Origin of the sequence: Rhodococcus sp. C3V, from assembly GCF_029269915.1 — a bacterium.
In the GTDB taxonomy this organism is placed as follows: Bacteria; Actinomycetota; Actinomycetes; order Mycobacteriales; family Mycobacteriaceae; genus Rhodococcus_F; species Rhodococcus_F qingshengii.
The window spans coordinates 16,418-30,075 of the sequence record NZ_JARJBE010000013.1; the positions used below are offsets into that span (position 1 = coordinate 16,418).

General features: G+C 63.1%; 15 protein-coding genes. 4 read left to right on the forward strand and 11 right to left on the reverse strand.

Annotated elements, in window-relative coordinates; all coding sequences use genetic code 11:
• Nucleotides 1–33: 33 nt before the first annotated feature.
• The 4 genes from P3G66_RS26625 to P3G66_RS26640 form a co-directional block, all read right to left on the reverse strand.
• On the reverse strand, nucleotides 34–495 hold the full coding sequence (locus P3G66_RS26625) for a hypothetical protein (protein ID WP_054187435.1): 462 nt from the start codon (nucleotides 493–495) through the stop codon (nucleotides 34–36).
• 117 nt (nucleotides 496–612) lie between these two features.
• Nucleotides 613–1,548, reverse strand: coding sequence for an SDR family oxidoreductase (locus P3G66_RS26630; RefSeq protein WP_054187402.1), 936 nt, complete (start codon nucleotides 1,546–1,548; stop codon nucleotides 613–615).
• Entirely contained in the window at nucleotides 1,545–2,456 is a 912-nt protein-coding gene (locus tag P3G66_RS26635; RefSeq protein ID WP_042450555.1) for a bile acid:sodium symporter family protein, read from the reverse strand. The genes P3G66_RS26630 and P3G66_RS26635 overlap by 4 nt, the downstream gene beginning before the upstream one ends.
• Entirely contained in the window at nucleotides 2,456–3,775 is a 1,320-nt protein-coding gene (locus P3G66_RS26640; protein ID WP_276117347.1) for an NAD(P)/FAD-dependent oxidoreductase, read from the reverse strand. Before P3G66_RS26640 ends, P3G66_RS26635 begins: the two co-directional genes overlap by 1 nt.
• A gap of 56 nt (nucleotides 3,776–3,831) precedes the next feature.
• Here P3G66_RS26640 and P3G66_RS26645 point away from each other — a divergent pair, with 56 nt between their 5' ends.
• Nucleotides 3,832–4,893 (forward strand): Lrp/AsnC family transcriptional regulator, encoded by a 1,062-nt coding sequence (locus P3G66_RS26645; protein ID WP_058227018.1) that lies wholly within the window; start codon nucleotides 3,832–3,834, stop codon nucleotides 4,891–4,893.
• A 58-nt stretch (nucleotides 4,894–4,951) separates the two neighbouring features.
• Here P3G66_RS26645 and pheT read toward each other — a convergent pair whose 3' ends face one another.
• The 6 genes from pheT to infC all read right to left on the reverse strand — a co-directional run bounded on the left by pheT (nucleotide 4,952) and on the right by infC (nucleotide 10,977).
• Complete coding sequence (gene pheT, locus P3G66_RS26650; RefSeq protein WP_003944026.1) at nucleotides 4,952–7,438, reverse strand: phenylalanine--tRNA ligase subunit beta; 2,487 nt, start codon at nucleotides 7,436–7,438, stop codon at nucleotides 4,952–4,954.
• A 60-nt stretch (nucleotides 7,439–7,498) separates the two neighbouring features.
• Nucleotides 7,499–8,569, reverse strand: a complete 1,071-nt coding sequence (gene pheS / locus P3G66_RS26655; protein ID WP_003944109.1) for a phenylalanine--tRNA ligase subunit alpha — start codon at nucleotides 8,567–8,569, stop codon at nucleotides 7,499–7,501.
• A 170-nt stretch (nucleotides 8,570–8,739) separates the two neighbouring features.
• Entirely contained in the window at nucleotides 8,740–9,570 is an 831-nt protein-coding gene (locus tag P3G66_RS26660; protein WP_030536731.1) for an RNA methyltransferase, read from the reverse strand.
• A gap of 23 nt (nucleotides 9,571–9,593) precedes the next feature.
• Complete coding sequence (rplT, locus tag P3G66_RS26665; RefSeq protein WP_003944011.1) at nucleotides 9,594–9,983, reverse strand: 50S ribosomal protein L20; 390 nt, start codon at nucleotides 9,981–9,983, stop codon at nucleotides 9,594–9,596.
• 63 nt (nucleotides 9,984–10,046) lie between these two features.
• Nucleotides 10,047–10,241, reverse strand: a complete 195-nt coding sequence (rpmI, locus tag P3G66_RS26670) for a 50S ribosomal protein L35 (RefSeq protein ID WP_003944043.1) — start codon at nucleotides 10,239–10,241, stop codon at nucleotides 10,047–10,049.
• Between the two features lie 43 nt (nucleotides 10,242–10,284).
• The gene (gene infC, locus P3G66_RS26675; protein ID WP_276117348.1) at nucleotides 10,285–10,977 is read right to left on the reverse strand and encodes a translation initiation factor IF-3; all 693 of its coding nucleotides are present in this window, start codon (nucleotides 10,975–10,977) and stop codon (nucleotides 10,285–10,287) included.
• 369 nt (nucleotides 10,978–11,346) lie between these two features.
• Between infC and P3G66_RS26680 the strand changes: the two genes are divergently transcribed.
• Both P3G66_RS26680 and P3G66_RS26685 read left to right on the forward strand, forming a co-directional pair.
• Nucleotides 11,347–11,715: a DUF1844 domain-containing protein gene (locus P3G66_RS26680; protein WP_007736262.1), complete on the forward strand. Its 369-nt coding sequence runs from the start codon at nucleotides 11,347–11,349 to the stop codon at nucleotides 11,713–11,715.
• Nucleotide 11,716: 1 nt separating this feature from the next.
• Nucleotides 11,717–12,133 (forward strand): DUF1801 domain-containing protein, encoded by a 417-nt coding sequence (locus tag P3G66_RS26685; RefSeq protein ID WP_030536732.1) that lies wholly within the window; start codon nucleotides 11,717–11,719, stop codon nucleotides 12,131–12,133.
• Nucleotides 12,134–12,138: 5 nt separating this feature from the next.
• Here P3G66_RS26685 and P3G66_RS26690 read toward each other — a convergent pair whose 3' ends face one another.
• On the reverse strand, nucleotides 12,139–12,849 hold the full coding sequence (locus tag P3G66_RS26690) for a WYL domain-containing protein (RefSeq protein WP_276117349.1): 711 nt from the start codon (nucleotides 12,847–12,849) through the stop codon (nucleotides 12,139–12,141).
• A gap of 80 nt (nucleotides 12,850–12,929) precedes the next feature.
• On the opposite strand from P3G66_RS26690, the gene P3G66_RS26695 reads away from it, so the two are divergent.
• Nucleotides 12,930–13,637 (forward strand): alpha/beta hydrolase, encoded by a 708-nt coding sequence (locus P3G66_RS26695; protein WP_030536734.1) that lies wholly within the window; start codon nucleotides 12,930–12,932, stop codon nucleotides 13,635–13,637.
• The last annotated feature ends 21 nt before the right edge of the window (nucleotides 13,638–13,658 follow it).

Sequence of the window (13,658 nt, forward strand, 5' to 3'; positions counted from 1 at the left end):
ACAGTATGCATCATTGTGCATCGGAATGCATAATTACTTACCCATGGATCGCCGGATCTCCTCGAGCTTGGCCTTTGCGGCCTTCTGGCGCTCGTCCCACTGCTCGTCGACGGACTTTCCGGCAGGACTCTCGTGCGCCAGTTCGGACGAACCTATTGAAGTACCGAAGCGCCCCTCTATCTTCTCCCGAACGCGGTCGAAAGTGGGCACTCCGCCTTCGGTGTAGTCGGGTTCGGGAATTCTCGGATCGGTCGCAAGTACCACCGGGACGTCGATGATCTCGTCGACCTCCACAACGGTGTCGGGCAGTTCGACTTCTTCGGCGTCGGTGATCTCGTTCTCGTCCTCGACGCGGTTCGGCTCGAGGCTCGCGGCAGCGGTGTCCACCACGGAAAGAAGGACCGACAAACTCGGACGACGCTCGACCACTGCGCGGACGACCGCGAGGAAGTCCTTGTCGTCGAGTGCACTGGCGGCCTCGACTACCTGGTGCACGGAACCATCGTGCTCGGACCCATCATGTTCGGGCCCATCATTTCGTGACACTGTCAGTCCCTTCTCGAAAATGCCGACGGACAATTCCGATCCTTCCACGACCGTCCGTCGAAGGGGTCAGCGTGACGCGAGATACGCGGCAAACGCTTCCTCGCTCGAATATTCGGGGACGTATCCGAACTGTTCCTTGAGCCGCCGATTGTCGAGAACCGGTCGGTACTGGAGAAATCCGACGCGCTCCGGACCGTGTTCCGTTACGCCCAATCGCCGTCCGACGCGTAGAACGCCTCGCAACAACCATGCAGGAAGCGTCACCGTGCTCTTGCCCATCCGGGAAGCCAACTCGTCGACGGTCAACGAGCCGTCGCCCGCGACATTGAAGATGCCCACTTGGTTTCCGGTCACGGCCTCCGCAAAAGCGCCCGCGACATCGGTGTGCCAGACGAAGACGAAGGGGCTGTCGCTCCCGGCAACCTTGAGCAGCTTGCGGCGATCGAACAACGCGGTGATCTGATTGTCGACGCTCTCACCCAAGACCGTGCCGATCCGGAAGACAACCTGTTCCAACTCCGGGTGTTCGACGCGATATTCGGCGAGCATCTCTTCGACCAGGCGTTTGTGGCGACTGTATGTGAATTCGTCGTTGCCTCGGACAGGTACGTCCTCGGTGATCCACGGTGGGCTGTCGGAGTGGTAGCCGTACGCCGCTCCGGACGAAGACACGACGATCCGTCCAACCCCGTGTTCGACGCAGGCCGCGAGCACGTTTCGTGTCCCGTCGACGTCGACGCGGTACTCCTGCTCTGCTGTCGTGTTCTTGCCGGGATTCACGATGGACGCAAGGTGGATCACGACGTTCGGTCGGTACTGACCGAACACCCGCCCCAATTCTGTGGGGTCGCAGACGTCCGCCCTGACGCGGCGGATGCGATCGTCCGGCGTGTCCTTGACCGTGAGGTCGACACAGACGACGGTGATGCCCTGCGCGATCAGTGCGTCGATGACAGCGGTACCCAGGAACCCGTTTCCGCCCGTGACGAGTGCGACGGTCATGCCGGTACCGCCTTTCGGGCGCGTCGCTTGGACCAGATCGTCGCCAGAGCCAACCCGGCGATGATGTCCCAGATCCCCCACCAGCCGGCCACGACGGCCATGCCACCGAGACCGTCGAAGAACGTGAACACCAGGCCAAGCCCCAGCCCCGCATTGCGGATGCCGACCTCGAAAGAGACGGCGCGACGGCTGTATTCGTTCAACCCGGTGACGGCGCCGCAGAAGTATCCCAGTGCGAGGGCAACCGTGTCGTGCAGGAAGACCGCGAGCAGTACCACCCCGATGTAGTCGACGAAGTACGACGCATTCCCCGACACCCCCGCGACGATGAAGATCAACAACGCCACCAACGAACCGTTTTTCACCCAAGGCTGCGCTTTCGCGGCGATCTCCGGAAACCTTCGTGCCGCCCAGATGCCGAGAACGAACGGCACACCGATGATCAGGGCGATTTGCGCGACCATCTCGAGCGCATTCAGGTTCACGGACTGCAACAGAGCGTCGGTCTCCGGGCGTCGGCTCCCCCAGAACGCAAGATTGAGCGGCATGAGGAAGATCGCGAGGACGTTCGACACCGCCGTCATGGACACCGAGAGTGCGACGTCGCCGCCCGCCCGGTGAGTCAGGACGTTCGAGATGTTCCCTGGCGGGCAGCACGCCACCAGGATCATGCCGAGTGCTACCGACGGAGCCGGCGAGAGAATCAGCGTCAGGAGAAAAGTCACTGCCGGCAACAGCAGGAACTGCGCAGCAATACCCACCGCCATCGCCTTGGGTTTGGTGAGCGCACGACGAAAGTCGTCGACCGAGGTGTCGAGGGCGATCCCCAGCATGATCGCGGCCAGCACCACGTTGAGGATCATCAACGATCCCGGGTTGAAGTTGAGCACCACGTCGTCGATCGGCATCACTGTCCTCCCTTCGTCAGAGCGGCATCAAGCAGTCCGATGTGTCGCTTGATCGCCGATCGGTAGGCGTCCTTGTTCACGTAGTAGGCCATTCGTCCCAACTTCAGGTACTTGTATCCCCCGGACAGATCGGGAGGAGGACCGGCCGCCGCCGCCGAGAATTCCCGCGCCGCGGCGGGGGCTTCGGTACGTGCGGTGATCAATTTGGCCACCAACTCGGCCTGCTCGAAACGGCCCTGCCATCCGAGACCGGATGCTTCGACCATGCCGAGAACAAAGAGATTGTCGTGGCGGCGACTCGCGACGTTGAGGAACAGGTCCGGGGCAGCGCCCGACCAGTCCAAGTCCTCGCGCGCGATGAAGGGATAGTCGAGGTGATACCCCGTGGCGCAGAGAACGAGGTCGTAGTCGGCAGACGATCCGTCGACAAACCGCACCGTTCTCCCCTCGAACCGGTCGACGTCGGCGCGCACGTGCACATCACCGTGCCCGATGTGGTGCAGGATCAACGAGTTCACGACCGGATGCGATTCGTAGATCTTGTAGTCCGGTGCCGGAAATCCGAACCGCACCGGATCACCCGTGAACTGCTTGAGTACCAAGGTGTCGACGCGTTGTTTGATCCACGGCGGCAACGGCTTTCCCTGATTCAAGGTGTCCGAGGGTCGGCCGAACAGATACTTGGGGACGAAGTAGTAGCCTCGCCGAACGCTCAGGTCGACGCACTTGGCCTGGTGGACGGCATCGACGGCGATGTCGCATCCACTGTTGCCCGCCCCGATGACCAGTACCTTCTTCCCGCGGAAGATCTCGGCGCTGCGGTACTGGCTCGTGTGCATCAACGTGCCGGTGAAGTCGCCCCGGAAAGTCGGCATGTTCGGCTTCGACAGCGTTCCGTTCGCGATGATCACGCCTCGATACCGCGCGACTGTTGTCTCACCGCTGCGACTGCGCGTGGTGACCTGCCACAGCGAATCGACCGGCGAAACGTCGGCGACGGTAGTGCCGAAGGCAAAGTGCCTGCGAAGATCGTGAGTATCGGCGTAGTCGCGGAAATAATCGGCAAGTTCGACGTGGCTCGGGTAGTCGGCCACCGAATCCGCCATCGGGAACTCCGCGAATGCGGTGGTGCCCTTCGAAGAGATGAGGTGCGCCGACTCGTAGACGGTGCTGTGCGGGTTGTCGATATCCCAGAGCCCACCGACGTCGTCGTGGCTCTCGAAGCCGTCGAACGCTATCCCGGCCCGATCGAGGTTTCGCGCGCCGGCCAATCCAGACGGGCCCGCTCCGATCAGCGCGTACTTCTCCTCTGTGATCATCCGTCGAGCGTCGCAGATAGTCCGAATCTTGCAGAAATATGCCGGATAATGACGTTATGAGCGCACCAGATACCGGCAACGGTCGCGGGATAGATGAAATCGATCTGAGGATAATCAATGCGCTCCAGCTCGCACCGCGATCGAAGTGGCTTTCGTTGGCCGGACCACTCGAACTCGACGCCGCGACTCTCGCCCGTCGTTGGAATCGACTCTCCGAATCGTCGTTGGCCTGGGTCACGGTCACTCCAGGGCCACAGGTCCTGGGCAGCATCGTCACAGCGATCATCGAAATCGATTGCTCACCTGCTCTTCTCGACACCGTCGCGGCACGGCTGACTCGCTCGGCCCACGCCGTGACCATCGAAGCATCAACGGGCAGAGCAGATCTGCTCGTCACAGCCGGTACCGCGGACCTGGCGTCGATGTCGCGCTTCATATCGGAAGACGTCGCAACGATCGACGGTGTACTGGCGACACGAACCTCGATCATCACACGCTGGTTCACCGAAGGTGGCCGATGGAGACTCAATGCGCTGGCACCGTCCGAGAAGGGTGTGCTGACCACCATCGAAAACCGTACTGCCGTGCGCGCTCGGCCGACCGGCATTTCCGAACAGGATCGCAAGGTTCTCACGATGCTCGCCTACGACGGGCGCACTCCCATGAAGGAGTTGGCCGACGCGATCGGTGTCAGTCCCGCTGCGTGCAAACGCCAGATCGACCGGCTCACGTCTTCGGGGTTGGTGGCGCTGCGGTGTGAATTCGCGCGGCCGCTGGCCGGGCTTCCCGTGCTCGCCACTTTGTGGTGCCGCGTCGAACCCGAGCTTCTCGATACGGCGGGACGAGTGCTGAGCCGAGCGCCGGAAGTCCGAAACTGCTTCGCTGTGGTCGGCGCCGACAACCTGGTGGTTCAGTTGTGGCTGCATTCTCCTGCAGAACTCGATGCATTCGAAACTCGTCTGCGCAAGGAGATTCCGGGTCTTTGCGTCACGGAACGATCCATCGTGCTGTATTTGCGCAAACTGCTCGGCCACGTGCTCGACCAGCAAGGGCGACGGACGGACACCGTTGCGCCAGATGTGTGGCTTTCCGATTCACCTCAGTCGAAAAGCCGATAACACGACAGAGCCCACGACCACCGGCAACGGTCGTGGGCTCTGTGATCAGTTGAGGAAATCAGCCACGCATCTGCGCACCGACAGCCTTGGAAGCCGCCTCCACTGCTGCATCGCGCGCGGCACTGGCCTCGTCCTCGGTCAGCGTCCGGTCGACACCACGGAATCGCAATGCGAACGCGAGCGACTTGCGGCCTTCACCGACCTGCTCGCCCTCGAAGACGTCGAAGAGGCGGATGTCTTCGAGAAGCTCACCGCCGCCGGAACGCAGAGCTTCCTGCACCTTGGCTGCCGGAATGTCGCGATCGACAACAACTGCCACGTCCTGGAGCACTGCGGGGAACGGCGAAATGCGCGGAGCGGGCAGATTCTCGACCAATGGCAAAGCGTCGAGATCGATTTCCAGTGCGCAGGTGCGCGCGGGCAGTCCCGCGCGCTCGAGAACAGCCGGATGCAGTTCGCCCGCATGACCGACTACGTTGCCGTCAACGACAACCTCGGCGCAACGGCCGGGATGCCACGGCAGGTACTGCGCCGCACGCAGTTCCACCTCGACGCCTGCTGCAGCTGCAATGACCCGCACGGCTGCAAAAGTGTCCGAAGCCTCGGCCTGACGGCCAGGACCCCAGGGGCCGCTCGGCTCACGCAAACCACTCAACACTGCAGCGATGTGCACGGGCTGAGCCGGCAACGACGCGATCAGGTTCGCGATCTGCTCGTCCGTCGGACGACGATCCACCGGCAATGCATCCACCGGCTTGGTGTCGGGGCCCGGCAGGACGACCTGCGCGATGCCGTACAGCGACAGATCACGCTGACCGCGAGAAGCGTTGCGAGCCAGGATCTCCAGCAGACCCGGGAGCAGCGTGGTCGCCAACTCCGGACGATCGGCTTCGAGCGGGTTGAGGACCTTGCTGGTGTTGCGGCGCGGATCATCCGCGTCGAGGCCCCAGACGTCGAAGACGTTCGTCGGCAGGAAGACCGGAGGAAGGACCTCGACGTAACCGGCGTGAGCCACGGCCTTCGAGACGGTGCGCTTTCGCCGCTGCGACGGAGTCAACCCACGTCCGGCCGGAGCGGCGGGAAGCACAGACGGGATCTGCTCGAGACCTTCGAGGCGAAGAACTTCCTCGACGAGGTCCGCAGGCTGCACCAGGTCCGGACGCCACGACGGCGGCGTCGCGACCAACTGGCCGTGTCCTTCTTCGCTGACGCCGACCTCGACGTTGCAGCCAACCTGGGTGAGGCGGCGAGCTGCGGTGCCGTTGGGGTACGTGACTCCGGCGACACGGTCGGGCAGGTCGATATCCATGCGAATGGCAGCGCGAGGGGCGACATCGCCCACGTCGGTCAGGACCGGTTCGATCCGTCCGCCGGCAATCTCGACCAGCAGAGCGGCTGCGCGGTCGACGGCCGCGAGCGGAATTGCCGGATCGACGACGCGCTCGAAACGCTTGCTCGCCTCACTCGGCAGCTTGTGCCGGCGCGCCGTCTTGAAGACTGCGAGCGGATCCCAGGTAGCTCCTTCGAGGAGGATGTCCGTCGTTGCCGTTCCCACCTCGGTGGTTGCGCCGCCCATGACGGCAGCCAGCGAGATGACTCCGGAATCGTCGGCGATGACAACGTCTTCGGGATCGAGCGTGCGTTCGACGTCGTCGAGCGTCGTCAGCTTCTCCCCCGCCTTGGCGCGACGGACCACCAGGTCGCCCTGCACTGCGGTCGCATCGAACGCGTGCAGAGGCTGACCGAGTTCGAGCATCACATAGTTGGTGACGTCGACTGCCGGCGAGATCGGGCGAACACCCGAGAGCAGCAGTCGACGCTGCAGCCACCACGGGCTCACTGCCTGCGGATCGATACCCGTGATCTTCCGCATCACGAAACGCGAAGCCTTGGACTCCGGTTCGAGGCGCACCGGCCAGGCTTCACCCTCAGCCGGGTGAGCGGGAACCGAAGCGGGATCGGCGTATTCGAGATCGAAGCCGCACGCGAGTTCTCGCGTGAGACCGCGGACCGAGAAGCAGTAGCCACGGTCCGGGGTGATGTTCAGTTCGATGATCGTGTCACCGAGACCGAGCAACTCGTTGCCGTCCGCGCCGGGTTCGGCGGTACCGGGCTCGAGCACCAAGATGCCCGAATGGTCTTTGCCGATACCGAGTTCCGAGACGGAGCAGATCATGCCGTCGGACACCTGGCCGTACGTCTTGCGAGTGGCGATTTCGAATCCGCCGGGCAGCACCGCGCCGGGCAACGCAACGACGACGAGGTCACCCTCGTTGAAATTACGCGCGCCACAGACGATGCCGCGAGGCTCGGGTTCGCCGACCTCGACCTGGCAGAAGCGGATCGGCTTCTTGAACTCGGTCAGTTCGGTGATGGAGACGACCTTGCCGACGACCAACGGGCCGTCGATCGCCTCGAGTGTGTCGAGTTCCTCGACTTCGAGTCCCACCCGGACGAACCCGGCGTCCAGCTCTTCCGGGGTCACCTCCCAGTCCGGAGTTGCCCGCTGCAGGATCTCGGTCAGCCAGGATTGCGCTACTCGCACGTCTGCTCAGCTCTCTCGTTTGTCGATAAGTCTTTGTGAAGGTTCCGCGGACCGGATCGGTCAGCCTGCGACACCGAAGGGCAGCGTGAAACGCACGTCACCCTCGACGATGTCGCGCATGTCCGGGATACCGTTGCGGAACTGCAGGGTCCGCTCGAGGCCCATGCCGAATGCGAAACCCGAGTACTCGTCGGGATCGATACCGCTGGCGCGCAGAACGTTCGGGTTGACCATGCCGCAGCCGCCCCACTCGACCCAGCCTGCGCCGCCCTTCTTGTTCGCGAACCAGACATCGACCTCGGCCGACGGTTCCGTGAACGGGAAGTAGTTGGGGCGCATACGGGTACGCGTCTCGGGGCCGAAAAGGGCACGAGCGAACGCGTCGAGAGTCCCGCGCAGGTTGGCCATGGTCAGGCCCTTGTCGACGGCCAGGCCTTCGACCTGCGAGAAGACAGGCGTGTGGGTCGCATCGAGTTCGTCGGTGCGGAACGTGCGGCCCGGGCACACCACGTAGATCGGTACCTCACGCGAGAGCATGGTGCGGACCTGCACCGGCGAGGTGTGGGTACGCAGCACCTGGCGCGAGTTCTCGGGTGCCAGGTGGAAGGTGTCCTGCATCGTGCGGGCAGGGTGATCCGGCAAGAAGTTGAGCGCGTCGAAGTTGAAGTGCTCGGTCTCCACCTCCGGACCCTCGGCAACTTCCCAACCCATCGCGACGAATACGTCGGCGACCTGCTCGGAAATCAGGCTGATCGGGTGACGCGCCCCGACGGGGTGACGATCGGAAGGCAGAGTGACGTCGATTGCCTCGGCAACCAACACCGCGGCGTCACGCTCGGCGAGGAGGACCTCACGACGAGCGTCGTACGCGTTGTTGATCCGAGTGCGGAAGATGTTGACGCGCTTACCGGCGTCCGCCTTTTCCTTGCCCGGAAGGCTGCCGAGTCCCCGGCGAGCGAGGGCGATCGGGGACTTGTCCCCCAGGTGCTCCACCTTGACGTGCGCCAGCGCATCCAGGTCAGCGGCGTCCGCCAGCGCCTTCTCGGCGTTCTCAGCCGCAGCGGTCAACGCCTCTTCGGTGAGTACACTCGCGTCGACCTCCGGCGGTGTCGCGCCCTCATTTTTGGCCACGGCTGTGACGCTCCTGTCGCTTCTCGGTTTACTTCTCGTACTGCGTGCTTCTTGTACTGCTTACTTCTTGTACTGCGAGCGAGCTTTCGAACTCGCTCGAGCATTGTCTCTGCTCTTGTATTGTCTCAGGCTTCCGCAAATGGGATTCCGTGAGGTCTTCGCGTGCGTTTTCAGCCGTGATCGGTGGCGCGATTTTGCACCCGCGCGCTTGCGTACAGGCAAATTGCCGCCGCTGTCGCGAGGTTCAAGCTTTCGGCGCGGCCATGGATCGGAATCCTGACCCGATGATCAGCCTGCGCGGCGATCGCCGGATCGAGACCGTGCGCTTCGTTACCGAACAGCCAGGCCGTCGGCTTGCTCAGCAACTCGTCGGCCTCGTCGAGATCGACCTCGCCGTCAGCTGCAGTCGCGAGAATCTGAATGCCGGCTGCGCGAATCTGCTCGATCACCGACACTGTGTCTCGATCGCGGACGACTGGCAGGTGAAACAGGCTGCCCGCCGACGAACGAACGACCTTGCCGTTATGCGGATCGACGCTGTCGCCGGCGAGGATTGCCGCATCGGCACCCACTGCGTCGGCGATGCGAATGACGGTGCCCGCGTTACCTGGTTCGTTGACCTCGACCGGCACTGCGAGCAGGCGGGTCTCCTGATGGACGGCTGCGCTCAGCGGTACGTCCAGTAGATCGCTGACGGCAACGAGTCCGGGCGGCGTGACGGTATCGCTCAGAGCTTTGATTGCTCGATCGGTCACACGAGCAACACGAACTCCAGCGGTCAGCGCCCGATCGATGACGTGCTGATAGCGCTCGGCTGCGTCCTCGGTGTAGAAGAGGTCGTGCACCGGGCGGGCCTCGCCATTCGAGAGTGCACCGTTCAACAGTTCGGTGACCGAGTTCTCGCCCTCGACGAGGAAACGTCCTGCTTTGCGTCGTTCTGCTGTGCGCAGGAGCTTGACAGCAGAAACGACCCGCGGAGTCCGCTCGGTGAGCGGGTCCACGGGCCGTTGCTGTGATGCGTGAATCAGGCTGCTTCTCCGGCAGGAGCGTTCACGTCAGCCGGCAGAGCGGCCTTCGCGAGTGCGACCAGGCCGGCAAAGGCCTCGGCATCGGAGACAGCGAGCTCGGCCAGGATCTTGCGGTCGACGTCGACCTCTGCCAGACGCAGGCCCTGGATGAGGCGGTTGTACGTGATGTCGTTTGCACGAGCTGCAGCGTTGATACGCGTGATCCACAGCTTGCGGAACTCGCCCTTGCGCGCACGACGGTCGCGGTACGCGTAGGTGAGCGAGTGGAGCTGCTGCTCCTTGGCCTTGGTGTACAGACGCGAACGCTGTCCACGGTAGCCGCTGGATGCAGCAAGAATTGAACGACGCTTCTTCTGGGCGTTGACCGCCCTCTTTACGCGTGCCACTTGAAAAATCCTGTCAATCTAGGGGCTGAAAGTACGGCCCCGGGTGGTCAGTAAGGGGGCGACTCAGATGCCGAGCATGCGCTTGATGCGCGGAGCGTCGTCAGGGCTGACAACAGCGACACCGTCGAGACGACGGGTAACCCTGCTGGACTTGTGCTCGAGAAGGTGGCGACGGCCGGCCTTCTGGCGCATGAGCTTTCCGCTGCCGGACACCTTGAATCGCTTCGAGGCGCCGCTGTGGCTCTTCATCTTGGGCATGGAGTCCTCAGTTCTTGTTACGTGGTGGATCTTGGGAAATCGACTAGCTGGCCGGAGCCTCGGGAGCGGCATCGCCGGTCGCCGGTGCTTCCGGAGTTGCTTCACTGGAAGCCGGTGCGGCCGGAGCCGGACGCGGAGCAGCCTGAGCCACTGGCGCCTGAGCGCTCTCCTGCGCCTTGACACGAGTCTTGGCGCCCTTGTGCGGTGCCAGGACCATCGTCATGTTTCGGCCGTCCTGCTTTGCCGAGGTTTCGACGAATCCGAGATCTGCGACGTCTGCTCCCAGACGCTGCAGAAGGCGGTAGCCGAGTTCGGGGCGTGACTGCTCACGTCCGCGGAACATGATCGTGACCTTGACCTTGGAACCGGCTTCGAGGAAGCGAACGACGTTGCGCTTCTTGGTCTCGTAGTCGTGGTCGTCGATCTTGGGTCGGAGCTTCTGCTCCTTGATGACCGTCAGCTGCTGGTTCTTACGTGACTCACGTGCCTTCTGTGCAGCCTCGTACTTGAACTTGCCGTAGTCCATGATCTTGCAGACCGGTGGACGGGCGTCAGGAGCTACCTCGACCAGGTCGAGGTCGGCCTCAAGGGCCAAGCGGAGTGCATCTTCAACACGCACGATGCCTACCTGTTCGCCGCCAGGTCCGACCAAACGAACCTCGGGAACGCGGATACGATCGTTGATGCGGGTCTCAGTGCTGATGGGGCCTCCTAGGTTGAACGGTGCGGTCTTCATGACCGCACGCAGCCCGTACCGCCCGCACCCCAACAAAAAAGCCCCGCTGTGATGATTGCTCATCCGCGGGGCCCGATGTCGACCGATCACATAGGATCCAGCTCACGCCGAAACCTATCTCCTCGACTGAGCGAGGAACCTGACGAAGAATGATCTCCGATAACAGGTGACCGGAACCACTGAACTGCAGTTTCACCTGCCGTGCAGAGGTGGGAGTCGGACTCCACTTGCTGCCCCCGAACAAGTCGGAGGCGGTCGTTGCAACAAGAGTAACAGGTCGCCACAGATGAAAGAAATCGGTGCCGCTCCCAGTGCTGCCGGGAGAGGCCCGATTCAACACCGTCACGGCCTGATGGAATCCTTACATCCATGAGTGAGAACTTCGAGGCAGAACAGAACACCGACGGCGCGAACCCCGACGTCCGCGAACTCTCCGAAGTTCCCGCGGTCGAGGTCATCAGCCGCGCTGCAGTGATGCTGATGAGTTCGGCTGCCGAAAAACTCGGCCTCTCCGACGCCGATCCGTCTTCCAGCCCCTACCTGGACCTCGACGAAGCGCGTCGCGTCATCACGGCACTTGCCGGACTCGTGACTGCGTCGGTCGAATACCTCGGCCCTCATGCCGGACCCATCCGTGAAGGCCTCCAAGCCCTGCAGCGCGCATTCCGTGAGGCGTCCTCGCACCCGGACGAGCCAGGAAAGGGACCGGGCGAGAAGTTCACCGGTCCGGTCTACTGAGTTGGCAACCGCCAACAAGACTCAACCGACGCCCGAGGACGTCGACGCATTCATTTCACGCGTCGACGACCGCAAACGCGCCGACGCCGTGGAGCTGATCTCCCTGCTGTCGGCCGCAACCGGCGAGCCTGCTGTCATGTGGGGCTCGAGCATCATCGGATTCGGGGCACGGCACTACCGATATGCGAGTGGCCACGAAGGTGACACCCCACTGATCGGGTTCTCCCCCAGGGCCACCGCGCTCACGTTGTACTTGTCGCTGAACTTCGACGACTACACCGACACGCTCGCTCGCCTCGGCAAGCACAAAATCGGCAAGGGCTGCCTGTACGTCAAACGGCTGAGCGACGTCGATGTGACCGCCCTGACCGAACTGATCACGGATTCCGTTGCCGCAGCCCGCAACATGATCGACTGAGTCACTCACCTACGGGGAGAAACAGGCCGAGCGTCTTCGGGCGGTTGCCCGAAGACGGTCGAATCGCGTGGTGTGAAGTGATCGTTCGTCAGCGTGGCCCGACGCATTCGATCGAGTCGAAACCACCGCACGGCTTCGCGCTCGCGACACCAGCCGATGAGAAACCACTGACCACGGTCCTGCGCCAGAATGTGCGGCTCAACTGCCCGCACCGTCTCCGCACCGTCCCCATCCACGTAGTGCAACGACACGACTCGACTCTGTTCGAGACCCTGCTCGACGGCCTGCCGGTTCGCGCGCGAATCCGTCAGAGCCCCGCCCTCACCGCGAATCCACACGCGGCCACCGAGCTCGGCGACCTTGCGACGACTCTCCTCGTCCATCACATCGAGCAGTTTCGCCAGCGCTGCTCGCCCATCCGGCGCAAACGGAGCATCACCCATCGCCGTCAAGGCCAACGCGATCGAAACTGCCTGCGGAACAGTGAAATTCACCGGCGGCAGCGTGGCGCGACCCACGAGTCGGTATCCACCTCCGGGACCTGAGCGCGCTTCGATCGCCGCACCCGACATCATCAGCGTCTCGATATCCCTCTTGATCGTCCGGGTGGTGACACCGAATTCCTCGGACAATCGGGAGCACGTAGTCCCTCGATCGCCCTGTCGCCGAAGTTCCTCGACGAGAGCATGCAATCTCGCAGCTCGATTCACGTTCACCAGTGTCTCAGATTCCGATACCAAACGGTGACATAATTGGTGACACTCTGTTGTCACCAACCCGGGTGCACTGTGAGTCCATGAAAACTCACATCGTTCTTGTTCCCGGATTCTGGCTCGGTTCATGGGCTTGGGATGCAGTACTCCCACACCTCGAACGTTCCGACACCCGCGTGACCAGCCTGACACTGCCCGGGCTCGACGCAGTAGACACAGATCGATCAGCGGTCACCTTCGACGCTCACGTCCGTGCAGTCGTCGACGCCGTATCGGACTCCGACGAGCGCACGGTCTTGGTCGTACACAGCGGCGCCGGCCCGGTGGGGTACGCCGTCACCGATCGCATCCCGGATCGCGTCGCTCGGATCGTCTACGTCGACTCGGGCCCCATGCCCGACGGCGCAGCGCTGCGACCGGATCTGGCTTCCGATGTCATCGAGATTCCGCTCCCCACGTGGGCAGAGCTCGAAGCGGACGGCAGCAGCCTCGAAGGACTCGACGAGAAAGCTCTGGAGACGTTCCGCGCCAACGCGGTACCCGAACCGGCTGGGCCCGCGCGTGAGCCGATTGTCCTGACGAACGAAAAGCGCTACCAGGTGCCGTCAACCGTCGTTTGCAGCACGTTCCCCTCCGCGGTGATCGCCCAGATGGCCGACGGAGGTCATCCGATGGCCGCCGAACTGGCGAAACTCCCCGTGACGTACGTCGACCTCCCGACCGGCCATTGGCCGATGTGGTCGCGCCCCGAAGAGGTCGCCAACGTAATTCTCGAGACCAGCACTTCCTGATCGACAAAGCAGTGATGCCGG

Excerpts from the sequence above, each read along its gene's own strand:
- P3G66_RS26630 (WP_054187402.1), bottom strand. The coding sequence starts at position 1,548 with ATGACCGTCGCACTCGTCACGGGCGGAAACGGGTTCCTGGGTACCGCT.
- P3G66_RS26635 (WP_042450555.1), bottom strand. The coding sequence starts at position 2,456 with ATGCCGATCGACGACGTGGTGCTCAACTTCAACCCGGGATCGTTGATG.
- P3G66_RS26640 (WP_276117347.1), bottom strand. The coding sequence starts at position 3,775 with ATGATCACAGAGGAGAAGTACGCGCTGATCGGAGCGGGCCCGTCTGGA.
- P3G66_RS26645 (WP_058227018.1), top strand. The coding sequence starts at position 3,832 with ATGAGCGCACCAGATACCGGCAACGGTCGCGGGATAGATGAAATCGAT.
- rpmI (WP_003944043.1), bottom strand. The coding sequence starts at position 10,241 with ATGCCCAAGATGAAGAGCCACAGCGGCGCCTCGAAGCGATTCAAGGTG.
- infC (WP_276117348.1), bottom strand. The coding sequence starts at position 10,977 with ATGAAGACCGCACCGTTCAACCTAGGAGGCCCCATCAGCACTGAGACC.
- P3G66_RS26680 (WP_007736262.1), top strand. The coding sequence starts at position 11,347 with ATGAGTGAGAACTTCGAGGCAGAACAGAACACCGACGGCGCGAACCCC.
- P3G66_RS26695 (WP_030536734.1), top strand. The coding sequence starts at position 12,930 with ATGAAAACTCACATCGTTCTTGTTCCCGGATTCTGGCTCGGTTCATGG.